The sequence below is a fragment of the Kitasatospora sp. NBC_00315 genome (assembly GCF_041435095.1).
In the GTDB taxonomy this organism is placed as follows: Bacteria; Actinomycetota; Actinomycetes; order Streptomycetales; family Streptomycetaceae; genus Kitasatospora.
On record NZ_CP108025.1, the window covers coordinates 2,317,558 to 2,336,686 of the forward strand.

Below are 19,129 nucleotides of genomic sequence, written 5' to 3' on the forward strand. Positions count from 1 at the left end.
CCCCTTTTCGTCAGTACGACACTAACCTACGCCGAACGGCGGCCGCGCGGATGTCCGCACGACCGCCGCTCCGTGGCGCGTCGGGTCCTACTCGGCCGTCTTGATCTTGATGGCCGCGGCCACCAGCCCCGCGAACAGCGGGTGCGGGCGGGTCGGGCGGGACTTCAGCTCCGGATGGGCCTGGGTGGCCACCAGGTAGGGGTGCACCTCGCGCGGGTACTCGACGTACTCGACCAGGTCACCCTTGGGCGAGAGCCCCGAGAAGACCAGGCCGGTCTTCTCCAGGTCGGCCCGGTAGGCGTTGTTCACCTCGTAGCGGTGGCGGTGGCGCTCGTCCACGTACTGCTCGCCGCCGTAGACCTCGCGGACGATCGAGCCCTCGGCGAGCTTCGCCGGGTAGAGGCCCAGGCGCATGGTGCCGCCCAGGTCGCCCTTGCCGTCGACGATGGCCAGCTGCTCGGCCATGGTCGAGATGACCGGGTGCTTGGCGGCGGGCTCGAACTCGGTCGAGTTGGCCTCCGGCAGGCCGGCCAGGTTGCGGGCCGCCTCGATGACCACGCACTGCAGGCCGAGGCAGAGGCCCAGCAGCGGCACCCCGTTCTCACGGGCGAAGGTGATCGCGGTGACCTTGCCGGTCACGCCGCGGTCGCCGAAGCCGCCGGGGATGCAGATCGCGTCCACGTCGCCGAGCTGCTCCTGCGCGCCCTCGGGGGTCTCGCAGTCGTCGGAGGTGACCCACTTGATCTCGACCCGGGCGTTGTTCGCGAAGCCGCCGGCCCGCAGCGCCTCGGTGACCGAGAGGTAGGCGTCCGGCAGGTCGATGTACTTGCCGACCAGCGCGACCTTGACGATGTGCTGGGGCTCGTGGACGCGGCGCAGCAGGTCGTCCCAGGTGGTCCAGTCGACGTCGCGGAAGGCCAGGTCCAGGCGGCGCACCACGTACGCGTCCAGGCCCTCGGCGTGCAGCACCTTGGGGATGTCGTAGATCGACTTGGCGTCGATGGCCGCGACCACGGCCTCCTCGTCCACGTCGCACATCAGCGAGATCTTGCGCTTGATGGCCTGCGGCACCTCGCGGTCGGCGCGCAGCACGATCGCGTCCGGCTGGATGCCGATGTTGCGCAGCGCCGCGACCGAGTGCTGGGTCGGCTTGGTCTTGAGCTCGCCCGAGGGGCCGATGTACGGCAGCAGGGAGACGTGCACGAAGAACACGTTGTCCCGGCCGACCTCGTGGCGGACCTGGCGGACGGCCTCCAGGAACGGCAGCGACTCGATGTCGCCGACGGTGCCGCCGACCTCGGTGATCACCACGTCGACGTCCTCGGTCGCCATCCGGCGGATCCGGGACTTGATCTCGTTGGTGATGTGCGGGATGACCTGGACGGTGTCGCCCAGGTACTCGCCGCGCCGCTCCTTGGCGATGACCGTCGAGTACACCTGCCCGGTGGTGACGTTCGCGGAGCCGTGCAGGTTGGTGTCGAGGAAGCGCTCGTAGTGGCCGACGTCCAGGTCCGTCTCGGCGCCGTCGTCGGTGACGAAGACCTCGCCGTGCTGGAACGGGTTCATCGTGCCGGGGTCGACGTTCAGGTACGGGTCGAGCTTCTGCATCGTCACGCGCAGCCCGCGGGCCTTGAGCAGGGCGCCGAGACTGGAGGCGGTGAGGCCCTTGCCGAGCGAGGAGGCCACACCCCCGGTGACGAAGAGGTGCTTGGTCGTCACGGCGCGGCCGTTCGATGCCTTGCCGGAATGGGGCTGTGCCAAGAGGGGGCTCCCGTGGGTCGCGTGTCGAAGTGACTTGGGGCGGGGTCTTCGGCTCGCCTCCCGACGAGGAGCGGACGCTCGGTGAGCGTGCTCGAACCGGGCTCCCAGGGAGCGTCGGCGGGGTCGTCGGGGAGGCTGGTCCTGGGCTTTCGATCCCACCAGTCCACGGGATACCAGGGTATCAGTGCACCGGACCGACTGCGTTCCGGGCCTGCCCGGCCGCCGGGTCGCGGGTCACCCGCCGGACACCTGCCGGCCGTGTTCCGGACCACTCGCGGGCCGCCCCGCGGACCACGCACCGGGTGGGCGCCGGACCACCCGGGCGGCCCCGGACGGCGGCCCGGCAGGGCCAGGGGGCCCGCCCGGAGGGATCAGTTCCGTATGGCCCAAGAGGATGATCCTCTCACCGACAGCGCCGGCAGGCGGCTGATGCACGGCTTTTCTACCGGAATATGACGCCACACGGGCCGCTGTGCGTGTGCTCAGCCCCACAGGCCCGACGTAAGCTTCACGGACGCATCGTCGACAGCAGAGCACGCGGAGGGCGAGGGAGGGGCTGTACGCACCTCTCGGTCCCCGATGCGCGACCGGACCTCCCCATCGCTTCGATCCTCCCCGCCCGCCTGGGGCCCCACCACAGCCCCCTGCGGACACCTTGCCGGTCCCCGCCCCCACCAGGGCGCAGGGGCCCCGGAGTGCCCCGGCGCGGACCAGGACCGGCTCCGCTCCCCGCTCGCTCGAAGCCGTCGACGGTCGCGTCGTGCTCACCTTGCGAACTGGAGATCCACGTGGCCGGCCGTATCGAGGACTACGCACTCATCGGGGACATGCAGACCGCCGCCCTGGTCAGCAGGGACGGAGCGGTCGACTGGCTGTGTCTGCCCCGCTTCGACTCGCCGGCCGTCTTCGCCGGCCTGCTGGGGACCGATGAACACGGGTTCTGGCGGATCGGCCCCGCCGAGGCGGTGACCGGGCCCGCCGCCGACACCCAGGGCCTCGCCGCGCCGCGTACGGGGTTCACCGACACGGGTGATCTCCGCCTCCCGCCGCCCACCGCCGGCGCCCCCGCCCTGCCGGCAGACCGGCGGCGCTACCGGGGCGACTCCCTGGTCCTCGAACAGGAGTGGGACAGCCAGGGCGGCAAGGTCCGGGTGATCGACTTCATGCCGCCCCGCCCGCTGGCGGGCCGTGACGCCGTCCCGCAGATCATCCGGATCGTCGAGGGCCTGGAGGGCACCGTCCGGATGCGCTCCGCGCTGCGGATGCGCTTCAGCTACGGCCGGGTGGTCCCCTGGGTGCACCGGGTCGAGCAGAGCGACGGCGGCCACCGCACGGTCGCCGTGGCCGGCCCCGACTCGGTCTGGCTGGACGGCGCCGCCGAGACCTACGGCCGCGACCTGACGACCTACGCCGACTTCACCGTCACCGCCGGTGAGCGGATCACCTTCGCGTTGACCTGGCAGGCCTCCCACCTGGACGCCCCGAGCCCGCCGGACGCCGAGGAGATGCTCGCCGCCACCGAGGACTTCTGGCGCGAGTGGGCCGGCCAGTGCACCTACCAGGGCCCCTACCGCGAGGCCGTGGTGCGCTCGCTGATCACCCTCAAGGGACTCACCTACGCCCCCACCGGCGGCATCGTCGCCGCCCCCACCACCTCGCTGCCGGAGGACATCGGCGGCGAGCGCAACTGGGACTACCGCTACACCTGGCTGCGGGACGCCGCCATCACGCTCTCCTCGCTGCTGCGCACCGGCTACCGCGACGAGGCGCGCGCCTGGCGCGAGTGGCTGCTGCGGGCCGTCGCCGGGGATCCGGAGAACCTGCAGATCATGTACGGCATCGCGGGAGAGCGCGAGCTGACCGAGTCCTCGCTGGACTGGCTGCCCGGCTACGAGGGCTCCCAGCCCGTCCGGGTCGGCAACGGCGCGGCCGGGCAGCTCCAGCTGGACGTCTACGGCGAGGTGGTCGAGGCGCTGCACCTGGCCCACATGACCGGACTGGCCCGCAACGACCACGCCCACCACCTCCAGCTCAAGCTGATCAGCTACCTGGAGGAGCACTGGACCGAGCCGGACGAGGGCATCTGGGAGGTGCGCGGGCCGCGCCGGCACTTCGTCCACTCCAAGGTGATGGCCTGGGTCGCCGTCGACCGCACCATCAAGATGCTCGAACAGCTCCCCGACGACGAGCGGGCCGACACCCCGCTGGAGCACTGGCACGACCTGCGCGACACCATCCACCGGGACGTCTGCGAGCGCGGCTACGACGCGGAGCGCAACACCTTCACCCAGTACTACGGCGGCAAGGAGCTGGACGCCTCCCTGCTGCTGATCCCCCAGGTCGGCTTCCTGCCGCCGGACGACAAGCGGGTGATCGGCACCATCGAGGCGATCCAGCGCGAGCTCTCCACCGAGGACGGCTTCGTGCTCCGCTACCCCACCCACGACGACGAGGGCAACAACGTCGACGGGCTCTCCGGCCACGAGGGGGCCTTCCTGGCCTGCTCGTTCTGGCTCGCCGACGACCTCGCGATGATCGGGCGGGTGGCGGAGGCACGCGAGCTGTTCGACAAGCTGCTGGCCCTGCGCAACGACGTCGGACTGCTCGCCGAGGAGTGGGACCCCCGGCTCAAGCGGCAGGTCGGCAACTTCCCGCAGGCGTTCAGCCACGTGCCGCTGATCGACACCGCCCTGCGGCTGACCGCCTGCGGCGGCGCCTACCTGGCGCCCCAGCCGGACCGCGCGGCCGCCGACCAGGGCGAGCAGGCCGCCGTCTGAGCCCGGTGGCCCCGGCCCGTCCGGCCGGGGCCACCGTACGCGGCCCGGCCGGACGCCGGATCAGCTGCGCCGGACCAGCTCGTCGTACGTACTGAGCACCTGGGCCACCGTCGCGGCCTCGTCCGGCCAGGTGTCGGCCTGCTGGTGGCCGGCCTTCACCAGCCGGGCCCGGTGCTCCGGATCGGCCAGCAGCTGGCGCACGGCCCGGCCGAGCGCGGCCGCGTCACCGGCCGGGACGAGCACCGCCGCGTCGCCGACCAGCTCCGGGATGCCGCCGACGGCCGTCGAGACCACCGGCACGCCCGCCCGCATCGCCTCCTGCACCACCAGTGAACGGGCCTCCCAGCGACTGCTGACGACCACCAGGTCGGCGGCCGCGAGCAGGTCGGGGATGTCGGTGCGGTAGCCGAGCAGCTCGACCGGCAGGCCCTCGGCGGCGGCCCGCTCGCGCAGCCCGGGGCCCTCCGCGCCCTCCCCCGCGATCACCACCAGCGGCCGCGGGTCGGCGCCGGCCAGCTCGCGGGCGGCGTCCAGCAGCAGCCCGAAGGCCTTCTGCGGGACGAGCCGCCCGACCGCGAGCACCACGGGGCGATCGGAGCGCTCACCGAGCAGGGCGGCGCGGGCGGCCTCCCGGTCCAGGCCGCCGGGCGGCATCGGCGGGGCCGCGACCGGCCCGAGCCGGGCGTCGCCGGCGCCGAGTTCGCGGGCTCTGGCGACCAGGTCCGAGCAGGCGCCGAGCACCAGGTCGGCGGCCCGCGCGACCCGGCGCTCCATCAGGCGCTGGAGCCGGCGCTCCATTCCGGTGGCGAGCATCGCCTGGTGCGAGGTGACCACCAACGGGGTCTCCGGGCGCAGACCGGGGAAGCGGCCCGCCGTACGCAGTGCCAGGTCCGAGAGCAGCCCGGCCCGCAGGCCGTGCGCGTGCACCACGTCCGCGCCGGTGAAGGCACGCCGCAGTTCGCCGATGGCGGTGGCGTCACTGCGGGCGCCGGCGGTGGGGGTGATGTCGACCAGGTGGAACCTGGCGCCCGTCCGGGAGAAGCCGAACAGCGCGTCCGTCCCGGCGGGCGCGCAGACCGTCACGCCCACTCCGTGCGCGACCAGGCCCTGGGCCAGGGAGCGCACGTGCGCGCCGACGCCGCCGGTGCCGGCGGACATCACGAGTACCACGTGCAGCTGCCCCGCTTCGGGGGCGGCCGCCGTGGTCCGGGCGGCGGAATGGTCCACGTCGTCTCACTCCGACTCGATCAGGAATCCGTCAGCTCGCCGCCCGCGCGGCGGTGGTACCGCCGTGCCCGGACCCCTCCGTTCCCGTCCGGCGGCGGGAGCGGTGCCCCTCGGCCCGCTGGTGGCGGGAGCGAGGAGCCGTGGGGCCCGCGAGCGGTGCTCGGGACCGGAAGGCCAGTGTCCAGCGGCCACGATGCCAGGTCGGCGGCCCTCTTGGACAGTCGGCGCCCCCCAGGGCGCGTCGTGGCCGCCGCCGGGCCGCGGCGGCCGCACTACCGGCGGGTACGGCTCCGGCCCGGGCGGCGCGACGGTACGGATGCCGACGGCCCGGGCGGCGCCGGGCTCACCGGGGCCCGGGTCGGGTCTAGCGTCCGCGCGGGGCCCGGGCGGCGGCCAGCAGCTCCTCGGCGTGCGCCCGGCCGAGCTCGGAGTCCTCCAGGCCGGCCAACATCCGGGACAGCTCCCGTACCCGCTCCTCGTCGTTGAGCACCTTGACGCCGCTGCGGGTCACCGTGCCGTCGTTGGTCTTCTCCACCACCAGGTGCCGGTCCGCGAACGCCGCCACCTGCGGGAGGTGGGTGACCACCACGACCTGCGCCGACTCCGCCAGTTTGGCCAGCCGGCGGCCGATCTCCACCGCCGCCTTGCCGCCGACGCCCGCGTCGACCTCGTCGAAGAGGTAGGTGGGCACCGGATCCGCGCCGGCGAAGACCACCTCCACGGCGAGCATCACCCGGGACAACTCGCCGCCCGAGGCGCCCTTGGCGATCGGACGCGGGGAGGCGCCCGGGTGCGGGGCGAGCAGCACCTCGACCTCGTCCACGCCGTGCGTGCCGTAGGCGACGGTGCGGCCGTCGAAGTCCAGGCCGGCCGGGTCGTCGACCTGGCTGATCCGGAAGGTCACCCGGGCGTGCGGCATGGCGAGTTCGGCGAGCTCGGCGGAGACGGCCTCGGCGAAGCGGCCGGCGGCCGCCTGCCGGGCGGCCGACACCTCCACCGCGAGCCCGGCCAGTTCGCCGCGCAGGGCGCTCTCCCGCGCGCCGAGCTCGTCGATCCGCTCGTCGTCGCCGTCCAGTTCGGCGAGCCGGCCGGCGCCCGCCTCGGCCCAGACCAGCACCTCGGCGAGGCTGTTCTCCGGCCCGCCGTACTTGCGCAGCAGCTGGGACAGGACGGCGCGCCGCTCCTCGACCGCCGCCAGCCGGACGGGATCGGCGTCCAGGTCGTCCGCGTACCCGGCCAGGTCACCGGCCACGTCGGCCAGCAGGTACCCGACCTCGTTCAGCCGGTCGGCCAGCGGGGCGAGCCGCTCGTCGTGCGCGCGGACGCCGTCCAGCGCCCGGCGGGCCTGGGCGAGCAGGGTGCCCGCGTCCACCGAGTCGGGCTCGGTGGGGTCGCCCGCCAGGGCGGCGTGGGCGAGCACCGCGGCGGAGGAGAGCGCGTCCGCGTGGCCCAGCCGCTCGGCCTCGGCGGCGAGCTCGGTGTCCTCGCCGGCCACCGGTTCGGCGGCCGCGACCTCGTCCAGGCCGAAGCGCAGCAGATCGGCCTCCTGGGCGCGCTCACGCGCCCGGGTGGTCAGCTCCTCCAGCGTCGTGGAGACCTCCCGCAGGCTGCGGTGCACCTCCCGGTAGCGCTCCAGCGGCCCGGTCAGGCTCTCGCCCGCGTAGCGGTCCAGCGCGCCGCGCTGGCGGGAGGGGCGCAGCAGGCGCTGCTGGTCGGTCTGGCCGTGCACCGCGATCAGGTCCTCGCCGAGTTCGGCGAGCAGGCCGACCGGCACCGACCGACCGCCGACGAAGGCCCGCGAGCGGCCCTCGGCGGAGACGGTACGGCTGATCAGCAGCGCGCCGTCGTCGAGTTCGGCCCCGGCCTCCACCGCCCGGGCCGCCGCCGGGGAGCCGGCGGGCAGCTCGATCCTGCCCTCGACCACCGCCCGCACCGCACCGCCGCGCACCAGGCCCGGGTCGGCGCGGCCGCCGAGCAGCAGGCCGAGGCTGGTCACCACCATGGTCTTGCCCGCACCGGTCTCGCCGGTGACGGCGGTGAATCCCGGTGCCAGTTCGACCACGGCGTCGTCGATGACACCAAGATCTCGTATCCGCATCTCGTCCAACACGGTGACGACCTTACGAGGTTCCACCCCCGCCGCGCGACGAGCGGCAACCCGGCGCCCCCAAGTTCATCAGTTCCGGGGCTTGCCGGAGGGCTCCGGCGGTGCAGCCCCCGCCACCGCGGCGGGCACCGCGCAGTGGCGCAGGAAGTACTGCGCGAGCGGGCCGATGGCCAGTGCGTACGCGACGGTGCCGATCCCGGCGGTGCCGCCCAGCAGCACGCCCACGACCAGCACGGTCAGCTCGATGGCGGTCCGGATCAGCCGCAGTGAGCGGCCGGTGCGCCGGTGCAGGCCGGTCATCAGGCCGTCCCGGGGGCCGGGGCCGAGGCGGGCGCCGATGTAGAGGCCGGTGGCCAGCGCGTTGAGGAGGATGCCGGCGGCGAGCAGGGCGATCCGGGCGGTGAGCGGTCCGGGCGTGCCGACGACCCGCAGGGTGAGGTCCATCGCCACCCCCAGCAGCAGCACGTTGCCGACCGTGCCGACCCCCGGCCGCTGGCGCAGCGGGATCCACAGCAGCAGGACGGCCGCGCCGGTGAGGGTGACCCAGCTGCCCATCGAGAGGCCGAGGTGGCGCAGCAGGCCCTGGTGCAGCACGTCCCACGGGTTGACCCCGAGGGACGCCCGCATCATCAGCGCCATGCTGGAGCCGTAGAGCAGCAGACCGGCCAGCAGCTGCGGCAGGCGGCGGCCGAGGGCCCGGCCGGCCAGGGCGGACGTCAGGGGGGCTCGGGGGCCGTTGGTGGCGGTGGCGGTGGTGCTGGTGGCCATCGGGGTCTCTCCTCAAGGGGCGGCGCGCGGGATCGGTCGGGGCCCGGCGGCGTCGGTGGATCCGGTCGGCGGCGGCCGGGGCCGCAGTGCCATCATGGGAAGTCCAACCGGGCCACTTCCAGGGCCAATTCCGAGCAAGTGGACTGATCCCCATGGCCGAATGGCACACCACCGTCGCCCCGCCCGCGCTCGCCCGGCTGCTGGCGGCGGCCCGGCTGCCGGAGCCGGCCGGCCACCGCCCCGCGTACCGGACGCTGGCCGGGCAGGTCCGCGTGCTGGTCGCCGAGGGCCGGCTGCCGGTCGGCGCCCGGCTGCCCGCCGAGCGTGAGCTCGCCGCCGCACTCTCGCTGAGCCGCACCACGGTCGCCGCCGCGTACGAGTCCCTGCGTGCCGAGGGCTACCTGCGCAGCCGCCGGGGCGCCGGCAGCTGGACCACCCTGCCCGAGGGCGCCCGGCCGCCCGCCGACGCCCTGCACCCGGTGCCCCCGGAGGAGCGGGAGCAGGTCCTGGACCTCGGGGTCGCGGCGCTGCCCGCGCCGCAGCCCCACCTCGGCCGGGCGGCCGCCCTGGCCCTGGAGCAGCTGCCCGCCTACGCGGCCGGGCACGGTTGCTACCCCACCGGCCTGCCGGTGCTCCGGGAGGCCGTCGCCCGGCGCTTCTGCGAACGGGGGCTGGCGACGTCGCCGGAGCAGATCCTGATCACCACCGGTGCGATGAGCGCGCTGTACCTGGTGCACCGAGCCCTGCTGGGGCGCGGCGACCGGGTCGCGGTCGAGGCCCCCACGTACGCGCACACCCTGCAGGCCCTGCGCCTGGGCGGCGCACGGCTGGTCCCGGTCCCGCACGCCTGGCCCGGCGGCCCGCAGCAGCAGCCGCTCTGGGACCTGCCGCAGTGGCGCCGGGTGCTGCGCGGTGCGGCGCCGAAGATCGCCTACGTCATCCCCGACTTCCACAACCCCACCGGCGCCCTGATCCCCGAGGAGCAGCGCCGCGAGCTGCTCGCCGCGGCCCGCGCGGCCGCAACGGTGGTGCTGGCCGACGAGACCACGGCCGAGCTGGACTGGGGCCTGCCGCGGGGCGCCACCCTGCCGCGGCCCACCGCCGCGCTGGACCACGGCGCCCAGGTGGTCACCGTCGGGTCGGCCAGCAAGCTGTTCTGGGGCGGCCTGCGGATCGGCTGGGTGCGGGCGGCTCCGGCCCTGGTGCGCCGCCTCGCGAGCGACCGCGTCTTCACCGACGTGGGGACGCCCGTCCTGGACCAGCTGATCACGGCCGCCCTGCTCGGGGAGCCGCTGGCCGAGGTCCGCGCGGACCGCTCGGCGCGGCTGCGCGCCACCGCGGCCGCCCTCACCACGGAGCTGCGCGAGCGGCTGCCGGGCTGGCGCTTCGCGCAGCCGCCCGGCGGCCTCAGCCTCTGGCTCGCCACCGACGGCGTCTCGGGCTCCGCCCTGGCCGAGGCCGGGGAGCAGGGCGGGGTGCGGATCGCGGCGGGCAGCCGGTTCGGTACGGACGGCGCGTTCGAGGACTTCCTCCGGATCCCGCTGACCGTGCCGGCCGCCGCCGTCCCCGCCGCCGTCGCGCGGCTCGCCGCCGTGGCCGCCCGGGCTGCCGGCGGCGGCCCCTGGCCCTCGGGGGAAGGGCGCCCGGCGCTGGCGGTCTGAGGCCCCCGGGCGGCCCCGCGGGCCTCAGACGGCGGTCCGCCACGGGCGCCCCTGTCGCGGCGCCGTCGCCGCGGTGTGCCCGCCGTCGCGGTCCGCCGGGGCTGCCGCTAGACCCGTTCCAGCGGCTCGTGCGGAGCGTTCGGCAACTCGACCCGGATGCGGTCGCCCGGGCGGACCTCGCCGTCGGCCAGCACGATACCCATGACGCCCGCCTTGCGGACCACGTTGCCGGCCTCGTCCCGGCCGACCACCTGCTTCAGCAGGCCGTCCTGGAAGGCGTCGATCTGCAGGCAGGGATTGCGCAGGCCGGTCACCTCCACGACCGCGTGGTCACCGAGGTGCAGCCGCGTGCCCCGGGGCAGGCCGAGCAGGTCGATCCCCCGGGTGGTGATGTTCTCGCCGAGGTCGCCGGCCGCCACCCGGTGACCGGCCAGCGCCAGCTCCTCGTGCAACTCCGCGTGGATCAGGTGGACCTGACGGAGATTCGGCTGCGTCGGATCCTGGGCGACCCGTGACCGGTGCTGGACGGTCACCCCCAAGTGGGTGTCCCCCTCGACCCCGAGGCCGGCCAGCAGCCGCAGGCTCGGCTCGTTCGGCTTGCTGAACCCGTGCACCGCGCTGCGGCTGACCGCCGCTATCGTCGCGTTCATTCCTGACTCCGTTCCTCCGGACTCCGACCGGCACCGGGCCGGTTCGTTCAGCAGGCTCCCGCCCGGCCGCGCCAACCGGTCACCGGCAGGGCGAACTTGGCCACCAGGCGGTCGGTGAACGGCGCCCGGTGCAGCCGGGCCAGCCGGACCGGTGTCTGGCCCCGGCGGACCTCCACCCGGGCCCCGGCCGGAAGTTCGACCGAACGCCGGCCGTCGCACCAGAGCACGCCGTGCGGCGTCTTCGGCTGCACCTCCACCGCCAGCACCGAGTCGGGCGAGGCCACCAGCGGCCGCGCGAACAGCGCGTGCGCACTGATCGGCACCATCAGCAGCGCCTCCACCTCCGGCCACACCACCGGGCCGCCGCCCGAGAAGGCATAGGCGGTCGAGCCGGTCGGCGTCGCGCAGACCACCCCGTCGCAGCCGAAGTTGGAGACCGGGCGGCCGTCCACCTCGGTCACCACCTCCAGCATCCGCTCCCGGGAGGCCTTCTCGATGGACGCCTCGTTGAGCGCCCAGTCCTGGTGGATCACGTCCCCGTTGGTCCGCACCACCACGTCGAGGGTCATCCGCTCCTCGACCTCGTAGTCGGCGTCGACCACCCGTTCCACGACCACCGCCAGATCGTCGCGCTCGGCCTCCGCCAGGAAACCGACCCGGCCGAGGTTGATGCCGAGCATCGGCAGGCCGTGGTCGCGGGCCAGCTCGGCCCCGCGCAGCAGCGTCCCGTCCCCGCCCGCGACCAGGATCAGCTCGCAGCCGTCCGCCGCGCCCTTGCCGGCGGCCACCTGCTCGACGCCGTCCGGAAGATCCAGGTCGACCGCCTCGGTGGCCAGCAACCGGATCCTGATCCCTGCTTTCAGCAGGCCGTGCACCAGGCTCTCGACACTGCGCAACGCGGTCTCCCGGCCGGTGTGCGCAATCAGGAAGACCGTACGTCCCTCGCTCATGCTGCCCTCTCCCTACGCCTGCCGGGTCGCCGTTCTCTGTCGGGCTCGGCTCGCCTCCGGGCGGTCCGACCCGCTACCGGCGCGACCGCCGCTCGGCCGGACGTCCGCACAGCACCCTATCGGGGCCCCTCGGCGACGGCCCGGTCCGCCTCGGCCGGATCGAGCTCCGGGGCGTCGCGTCGCAGCCAGAGGAAGTACTCGACGTTTCCGGACGGTCCGGGCAGCGGGCTCGCGGTGACCGCCCGCACCCCCAGTCCGAGCGCCCACGCGTGCCCGGCCACCTGACGGACCATCTCCGCCCGCAGTTGCGGGCTGCGCACCACCCCGCCGCTGCCCAGCCGCTCCTTGCCGATCTCGAACTGCGGCTTGACCATCAGCACCAGGTCCGCGTCCGGCGCGCTGCAGGCCGCCAGCGCGGGCAGCACGAGGCCGAGCGAGATGAAGGACAGGTCGCCGACGACCAGATCGACCGGCGCGCCGCCGATCTGCTCCAACCCCAGTTCGCGCACGTTGGTGCGGTCCATCACGGTGACCCGCTCGTCGCTCTGCAGCGACCAGGCCAGCTGGCCGTAGCCGACGTCCACCGCCAGCACGTGCGCGGCGCCGGTCCGCAGCAGGACGTCCGTGAACCCGCCGGTGGACGCGCCGGCGTCCAGGGCCCGCCGCCCCTCCACCACCAGGCCCAGCGGGACGAACGCGGCGAAGGCCCCGGCCAGCTTGTGCCCGCCGCGCGAGACGTAGTCGGGGTCGCTGTCGTCCGTGGCCACCACGACGGCCGCCGCGGTCTCCACCTGGGTCGCCGGCTTGGTCGCCGTGGTGCCGCCGACGGTCACCCGCCCGGCCGCGATCAGTTCGGACGCGTGCTCGCGCGAACGGGCCAGCTTGCGGCGGACCAGCTCCGCGTCGAGTCGGCGTCGTGCCACTGCCACTGCGTTTCAGCTCCTACTGCTGCCTGCCGGGCCGAGCACCGCGTGCGCGGCCGGTCAGGGACGGTCGAGCGCGGCGAGGATGTCGCCGAGCCGCTGGTGAACATCTTCGTACACCGGGACGTGCGCCTCGGCCGGTACCCCGTCCAGTGCCTTCAGGCGGGCCAGCGCGGCGTCCGTGCCCGGGTGCCCGGTCGGGTCGAAGGCCACGCCCAGCGGCCGCACCCGGGGCTCGGGCGCCGGGTCGGTGGCCGGGGACCGGTCCGGCTCGGGCGCCAGGTCGGTGGCCGGGGACCGGTCGACGCCCGCGCCGGGGCCCGGCCCGGGGGTCGCGTCAGGCATCGGGCTTCCTGGTGCTCGTGGTCCTGCGCACGGTCGTCCGCTTGGTGGCGGCCCGCTTGGCGGTCCCGCTCGCGGGCGCGGCCTTCTTCGCCGCCGGCTGGGCGGCGGACGCGGCCCTGGCCACGGTGGTCTTCTTGGCCGCCGCCTTCTTCGGGGCGGCCGACGCGGCGGACGCCTTCTTCGCCGCAGGGCCGTCGGCGGCGGCGTCCTTCGCCGGGGTCCGCTTCGCGGCGGCGGCCTCGTTCGCCGGCGCCTTCTTCGCGGCGGCCTTCTTGGCCGGGGCCTTCTTGGCCGGGGCCTTCCTCGCGGGCGTCCTCTTCGCCGGTGCCTGCCCGGAAGGGGTGCGATCGGCCGGGGTGTGACCGGCCGGGGTGTGACCGGCAGCGGTGCGACCGGCAGCGGCGTCCCCGGCCGCGGCCTTCCTCCCCGACGCCTTCGCGGCGGGTGTCGCCGGCCGCGACGGCGGCTCGGGGACGACCGGTTCCCCGTCCACCGGGGCGTCGTCCGCCGGGCTCTCGTCGACCTCGACCCGCTCCGTCACCACCGGTTCGGCCGTCCGGGCGTCGGCGCCCGTCGATCCGTCCGTCTCCCACCCGTGCCCGAACAGTCCGTCCGCCCGCGCCGCGGCCGCCTCCGCGGGCGACCGCTCCGGCTCGGCGGCCTCCTGCGCGCCCTCCTCCTCGACCTCCCGCAGCAGGTTCTCCAGGTAGGCCAGCACCACGCCGACCTTGGTCACCTGGTCCCCGACCCGCTCGAACGCCTTCTCCACCTCACTGCGCGCCACTCCGGTGGCGAGGTCCAGCCCGGCCCGGCCGGCCGTCACCGCCTCCTCGGCCATGGTCTGCAGCGACTTCACCGACGGCGGGAACCGGCCGGCCTCGCGCGCCCTGCGCTCGACCTCCGCCAGGTCGATGCCACTGCGTTCCATCAGCTCCGCGGTGGTGACCACGACCCGCCTGCCGACCTCCTCGGCCAGCTCGGAGGCGACCGTCACAAATCCCCGCACCGTCTCCCGAAGCATCCGGGTGCCTCCTTCGCGCATCGCTCCGTCGTCGACGGGCCCGACCGGCCCAGGCGTCCAGTGACGACGCTACCGCCAAGGGCCCCTGCCCCGCTGCACCCGATCCTGCCCGTCGTGCTGCGGTAGCGTGGCCCTTCGGACACCGCGGAACGGGAGTGGACAGCAGCCATGGCCAATGCCGAGGAGTGCCGCGAGGCACTGGAGCAGCTCAGCCGGAACATGGCGAAGTCGACCGGCGACGTCCGTAAGGCGGCCGCCATGGACCGCTCCCTCAGCTGCTGGATCACCGACCTGGACGTCACCTTCTCCGGCCGCCTGCGCGAGGGCCGGATCCAGGACGTCACCGAGGCGCCGGGCGCGCCCGCGGAGCGCGCCGAGATCCGACTGACGATGGCCGGTGACGACCTGGTGGACCTGGTCGGCGGCCGGCTCAACTTCGCCTCCGCCTGGGCCGCCGGCCGGGTCAAACTGGAGGCGGGCTTCCGCGACCTGTTCAGGCTGCGCACCCTGCTCTGAGCCGCCGCCGGGCCGAAGGTTCCGGAGCCCGACGGCCCCGGAACCCGACGCACCGAAGTCCTGGACCCCGACGCACCGAAGTCCCGGAGCCCGACGCAGCGGAGTCCCGGGGCCCGGAGCCTCAGAAGCCGAGGTCCGCCAGTGCCTTGCGGCCGTCCACGGCGCCGTCGGCACCCGAGCCCTCGCCCGTGCCGTCCAGAGCCGTCCAGGCCGCCGCGCACAGCGCCCGCAACCCGTCGTAGCGGTCCTCGCCCATCCCGTCCAGCCGCAGCACGCCGTCGCGCACCACGGCCGTCCAGCCGCCGCAGGCGAAGCCCCCGGCGGAGCCGGTCACCTCGGGCTGCGCGAGAAGCAGCCCGCGCAGGTCGGCGGCCAGGTAGGTGGGCCGGTGCTCCGGCGGAGCGGCCAGCAGCTGGGCCGGCGTCGTGACTCCGGTGAAGACCAGCAGACTGTCCACCCCGCCGTTGTGGGCGCCCTCGATGTCGGTGTCGAGGCGGTCGCCGACCACCAGCGGCCGCTCGGCGCCGGTACGCAGCACCGTCTCCCGGTGCATCGGCGGCATCGGCTTCCCCGCGACCTCCGGCTCCGCGCCGGTGGCCGTCCGGACGGCCGCGACCAGCGCCCCGTTCCCGGGCGCGATGCCCCGCGCGGTCGGAATCGTCAGGTCGGTGTTGGAGGCGACCCACGGCAGCCCCCGCTGCACCGCGTAGGCGGCCTCCGCGAGCTGCTGCCAGCCCACCGTCGGGTCGAACCCCTGGACCACCGCGACCGGGTCCTCGTCGAGCGAGCGGACCGGGACGAGCCCGCGCTCCGCGAGCGCCTCCAGCAGCCCGGCGCCACCGATCACCAGCACCTTGGAGCCGGCCGGCACCTTGTCGGCCACCAGCCGGGCAGCCGCCTGCGCCGAGTTGATCACGTCGGAGGCCTCCGCCGGCACACCGAGCTCGGTGAGGTGCTCGGCCACCGCCTTCGGTGGCCGCGAGGCGTTGTTGGTGACGTACGCCAGCCGCATCCCGGCCGTCCGCGCGGCGTCCAGTGACTCCACCGCGTGCTCGATCGCGTCCGGTCCGGCGTAGACGACGCCGTCCAGGTCGAGCAGTGCGGTGTCGTACGCCTCGGTCAGCGGGCGGTCGCTGCCGCCCGGGGAGGTCCGTCGGGTGGTGGTCGCCGTGTCGCTCATTCCTGCTCTTCCTCGCTGTCCGCGGTGCCCGCGCCGGACCCGTGGTCCGGGCCGCGCGGGCCGGAGCCGGCACTGTCGTGCCGGCGGTGACCGTTCAGGGATCTCCGGTCGGGGTGCTGCCGGTTCAGGCCGGGCCCTCACCGGCGCCACCGGAGTCGGCGTCGTCCGGGCGCGTCGTTGCGCCGTCGGCCTGCCGGGGTGGTTCCAGGTAGCCCGGCGCGCCCGGCAGCAGCGGACCGTACGCCCCGGCGCGGGCCGCCAGCGTCGCCCTGGTCTGCCGCAGGGCGGCCCGGTAGTGGGCCGTTTCCGGACTCATCGCCACCGCGAGTGCCAGGTGCTTGGCGGACGCCTCGAAGTCGCCGAGCCTGGCCGCCGAGACGCCCCACCCGAACTGAGCGTAGTCGTCCGACGGATCGGCCGTCGCCACCACCCGGAAGTTCTCCAACGCCGCCGCGTACGAGCCCGCGTCGAACTGCGCCCTGGCCAGCGCCTCGCGGATGCTGTGCGAGTGCGGTTCGGCGGCCGCCGCCCGCACCAGCAACTGCTCCGCCGCCGCCGGATGCTTCTCGGCCAGCAGTCGCACGCCGCGCCGGTACCAGTCGTAGACGTCCCCGGTCGGCTCGCCCGGTCCGCCCCGCTCCGGCACGCCTCCGCCGCCTTCGCCCACCCGCTCCTGCCCACTGCTCATGCCGTCCCTCACTCCCGGTCCGTTCCGCGCACCCGACCCGCCACCCGGCCGGGTGTTCCGATCTCTGAACAACGCGTACCCGATTACGATGCCCAGAATGAGTGCACCCAGTGCAGAGAGCGGAGCGGAGTCTCCGCAGGGCGGCCCCGGCGATCCCGGGCACGTCGCCACCGCAGGGCTGTCCCTGTCCCCCTTCCGCGGCCTGCGGTACGACCCCGACCGGGTCGGCACGCTCGCTGCGGTCACCTCGCCCCCCTACGACGTCGTCGACCCGGGCAGAAGGCTCGACCTGGAGACCGGCGACCCGTACAACGTCGTCCGCCTGATCCTGCCCCGGCCCGATCCCGAGGACGCCGGCGACCGCCCCGACCGGGACACCCGCTACCGACACGCCGCGCGGCTGCTGCGCGCCTGGCGGCGCGAGGGCGTCCTCGTCCCCGACCCCGAGCCCGCGCTGTACGTCTACGAGCAGCGCGCCGCCGACGACGGGCCCGACCGGGGCCGGCTGCAGCGCGGTCTGATCGGCGCCCTCGCGGTGAGCGGCCGGGAGGGCGGCGTGGTCCTGCCGCACGAGGACGTGATGCCCAAGCCGGTCGCCGACCGGGTCGGCCTGATGCGAACCACCCGGGCCAACCTCGAACCGCTGCTGCTCACCTACCGCGGCAACGGCGGCGCGGCCGGCGTCGTCGAACGGGCGGTCCAGGGCGAGCCGTTGCTCACCACGACCACCACCGACGGCACCCACCACCGGCTCTGGGCGGTCACCTCGCCCACCGAGATCGCCGAGGTCTCCCGCGACCTCGCGACCTGCCGGGCTCTGATCGCCGACGGGCACCACCGGTGGGAGATGTACCTGCGCCTGCAGCGCGAGCACCGGCATCTGCCGCGCAGCCCCTGGGACCGGGGCATGGTGCTGCTCGTCGACACCGCCCGGTACCCGCTGCGGGTCCGCGCGATCCATCGCGTGCTCTACCGGTTGCCGGTGGCCCAGGCCCTGGAGCGGTTGCGGGAGCACTGGCAGGTCAAGGAGGCCCAGGGGCCGCTGCCCGCCGCGCTGGAGGCCCTCGGCGAACTGAAGCGGCACGGTGGCAACGGCTTCGTGCTGACCGGCGGCGACGGCACGTACTGGCTGATCGGCGAGCCGGACGAGAAGCTGCTGGAGGCCACCGTGCCCGCCGGGCGACCCGAGGAGTGGCGCCGGTTGGACGCCACCGTCCTGCACGCCACCCTGCTCGACCACCTCTGGCGCATCCCCGACGGCCCCGACGACATCGGCTATCTGCACACCGCCGCCGGCGCCGAGCGCGAGGCCGCCCGGACCGGCGGCACGGCGGTCCTGCTGCACCCCGTCCGGGAGAGCGTCGTGCGGCGGCTGGCCGAACAGGGCGTCACGATGCCCCGCAAGTCCACCTCCTTCGGCCCCAAACCGGCCACCGGCCTGGTGCTCCGCAGCCTCGAACTGGGCTGACCGGACCCCGGGAACGACGAAGGCCCTGCCGTACCCGCGGGTACGACAGGGCCTTCGGTGCGACCTGGACGGTCAGGACGGTGACCGGCTGTGCGGTGACCTGCCCCGGCGGGGGTCAGCCGCGCTCGGGAGCCTTGCCGTCGAACTCCTCGTCGATCTCAAGGTCGTCGTCGTCGTAGTACTCCTCGACGTCTTCCTCGTCCTCGAAGATCTCCCGCTCGTCCGGCGCGCCACCGGCCGAGGAGCCGGCCTTCACGTGCGCGGCACCGCGCTCGGCGGCCGGAGCACCGGCCTCCGAGTCGCCCTCGTCGGCGAGCTCGGGGTCGAGCGCGTCGACGAACTCGAGACCGTCGATCTCGGCCAGCCGCTCGGAGGCGTTGGTCGAACCGTCGGCGTCCGCGTCGGCCGCCTTCGCGAACCAGTCGCGGGCCTCGTCCGCCCGGCCGGCGGCGATCAGCGCCTCGGCGTAGGCGTAACGGAGCCGCGCGCTCCACGGGTGCACGGCGTTGGACGCCAGCTCGGAGCTCTGCAGCGTGACCACCGCGGCGTCGTACTGCTCCATGTCGCCACGGGCACCCGCCGCGACCAGCCGCATCTCGACCTGACCGGCCTTGTCGAGCTGCTTCACCTCGGGCTCGCCGGCCATCGCCAGGGCCCGCTCCGGACGGCCCAGACCGCGCTCGCAGTCGGCCATCACCGGCCACAGGTCCACTCGCCCGGTCATCCGGCGCGAGGCACGGAACTCGGTGAGCGCCTCGGAGTACCGCTGCGTCACGTACGAGGCGAAACCGGCCGCCTCACGGACGGCGGCCACGCGGGACGCCAGCCGCAGCGCGACCCGGGCGTACTGGTACGCCTCCTCCGGCTCGGTGTCCAGCAGACGGGCCACCATCACCAGGTTGCGCGCGACGTCGTCCGCGAGCGTCTTCGGCAGGCTCTTGAGCTCCTGGCGCACATCGGAGTCGATCTCGAAACCGGTGACGTCCTCGGGGATCGGCAGCCGCTTGACCGGCTCGTAGTTGCCACGACGGTCGTCGTAGCCACCCTGGTCGTCCCGGCGGTACTCGTCCCGACGGCCCTCGAAGCG

16 protein-coding genes are annotated in these 19,129 nt (G+C 74.8%); 4 read left to right on the plus strand and 12 right to left on the minus strand.

Annotated elements, in window-relative coordinates:
- Positions 1–87 precede the first annotated feature (87 nt).
- The gene (locus OG823_RS09160; protein WP_371478962.1) at positions 88–1,761 is read right to left on the minus strand and encodes a CTP synthase; all 1,674 of its coding nucleotides are present in this window, start codon (positions 1,759–1,761) and stop codon (positions 88–90) included.
- A 782-nt stretch (positions 1,762–2,543) separates the two neighbouring features.
- Between OG823_RS09160 and OG823_RS09165 the strand changes: the two genes are divergently transcribed.
- Positions 2,544–4,538, plus strand: coding sequence for a glycoside hydrolase family 15 protein (locus OG823_RS09165; protein WP_371484372.1), 1,995 nt, complete (start codon positions 2,544–2,546; stop codon positions 4,536–4,538).
- A 60-nt stretch (positions 4,539–4,598) separates the two neighbouring features.
- Here the strand turns inward: OG823_RS09165 and OG823_RS09170 are convergent, their stop codons facing one another.
- The 3 genes from OG823_RS09170 to OG823_RS09180 all read right to left on the minus strand — a co-directional run bounded on the left by OG823_RS09170 (position 4,599) and on the right by OG823_RS09180 (position 8,640).
- Positions 4,599–5,765: a glycosyltransferase family 4 protein gene (locus OG823_RS09170; protein WP_371478963.1), complete on the minus strand. Its 1,167-nt coding sequence runs from the start codon at positions 5,763–5,765 to the stop codon at positions 4,599–4,601.
- A gap of 364 nt (positions 5,766–6,129) precedes the next feature.
- Positions 6,130–7,863, minus strand: coding sequence for a DNA repair protein RecN (gene recN, locus OG823_RS09175; protein WP_371484374.1), 1,734 nt, complete (start codon positions 7,861–7,863; stop codon positions 6,130–6,132).
- 78 nt (positions 7,864–7,941) lie between these two features.
- The gene (locus OG823_RS09180) at positions 7,942–8,640 is read right to left on the minus strand and encodes a YitT family protein (protein WP_371478964.1); all 699 of its coding nucleotides are present in this window, start codon (positions 8,638–8,640) and stop codon (positions 7,942–7,944) included.
- A 152-nt stretch (positions 8,641–8,792) separates the two neighbouring features.
- On the opposite strand from OG823_RS09180, the gene OG823_RS09185 reads away from it, so the two are divergent.
- Entirely contained in the window at positions 8,793–10,301 is a 1,509-nt protein-coding gene (locus OG823_RS09185; RefSeq protein ID WP_371478965.1) for a PLP-dependent aminotransferase family protein, read from the plus strand.
- Between the two features lie 107 nt (positions 10,302–10,408).
- Here OG823_RS09185 and OG823_RS09190 read toward each other — a convergent pair whose 3' ends face one another.
- From OG823_RS09190 to OG823_RS09210, 5 genes are all read right to left on the minus strand, one after another.
- Positions 10,409–10,951 (minus strand): MOSC domain-containing protein, encoded by a 543-nt coding sequence (locus OG823_RS09190; protein WP_371478966.1) that lies wholly within the window; start codon positions 10,949–10,951, stop codon positions 10,409–10,411.
- A 47-nt stretch (positions 10,952–10,998) separates the two neighbouring features.
- Positions 10,999–11,901, minus strand: a complete 903-nt coding sequence (locus tag OG823_RS09195; protein ID WP_371478967.1) for an NAD kinase — start codon at positions 11,899–11,901, stop codon at positions 10,999–11,001.
- A gap of 116 nt (positions 11,902–12,017) precedes the next feature.
- Entirely contained in the window at positions 12,018–12,824 is an 807-nt protein-coding gene (locus OG823_RS09200) for a TlyA family RNA methyltransferase (protein WP_371484375.1), read from the minus strand.
- Between the two features lie 60 nt (positions 12,825–12,884).
- Positions 12,885–13,169 (minus strand): hypothetical protein, encoded by a 285-nt coding sequence (locus OG823_RS09205; RefSeq protein WP_371478968.1) that lies wholly within the window; start codon positions 13,167–13,169, stop codon positions 12,885–12,887.
- Positions 13,162–14,190, minus strand: a complete 1,029-nt coding sequence (locus tag OG823_RS09210) for a hypothetical protein (RefSeq protein ID WP_371478969.1) — start codon at positions 14,188–14,190, stop codon at positions 13,162–13,164. The genes OG823_RS09205 and OG823_RS09210 overlap by 8 nt, the downstream gene beginning before the upstream one ends.
- Before the next feature lie 168 nt (positions 14,191–14,358).
- Here OG823_RS09210 and OG823_RS09215 point away from each other — a divergent pair, with 168 nt between their 5' ends.
- Complete coding sequence (locus OG823_RS09215; protein WP_371478970.1) at positions 14,359–14,706, plus strand: sterol-binding protein; 348 nt, start codon at positions 14,359–14,361, stop codon at positions 14,704–14,706.
- 121 nt (positions 14,707–14,827) lie between these two features.
- On the opposite strand, the gene OG823_RS09220 is transcribed toward OG823_RS09215, so the two are convergent.
- Both OG823_RS09220 and OG823_RS09225 read right to left on the minus strand, forming a co-directional pair.
- Positions 14,828–15,886 carry an HAD-IIA family hydrolase gene (locus OG823_RS09220; protein ID WP_371478971.1) on the minus strand — a complete coding sequence of 353 codons (1,059 nt, stop codon included), beginning with the start codon at positions 15,884–15,886 and terminating at the stop codon, positions 14,828–14,830.
- 124 nt (positions 15,887–16,010) lie between these two features.
- A complete protein-coding gene (locus tag OG823_RS09225) occupies positions 16,011–16,574 on the minus strand; it encodes a tetratricopeptide repeat protein (protein WP_371478972.1) in 564 nt (187 codons plus the stop codon).
- A gap of 97 nt (positions 16,575–16,671) precedes the next feature.
- Here OG823_RS09225 and OG823_RS09230 point away from each other — a divergent pair, with 97 nt between their 5' ends.
- On the plus strand, positions 16,672–18,042 hold the full coding sequence (locus OG823_RS09230) for a DUF1015 family protein (protein ID WP_371478973.1): 1,371 nt from the start codon (positions 16,672–16,674) through the stop codon (positions 18,040–18,042).
- Positions 18,043–18,157: 115 nt separating this feature from the next.
- Here OG823_RS09230 and OG823_RS09235 read toward each other — a convergent pair whose 3' ends face one another.
- Positions 18,158–19,042 carry a tetratricopeptide repeat protein gene (locus OG823_RS09235; RefSeq protein WP_371484376.1) on the minus strand — a complete coding sequence of 295 codons (885 nt, stop codon included), beginning with the start codon at positions 19,040–19,042 and terminating at the stop codon, positions 18,158–18,160.
- Between the last annotated feature and the right edge of the window lie 87 nt (positions 19,043–19,129).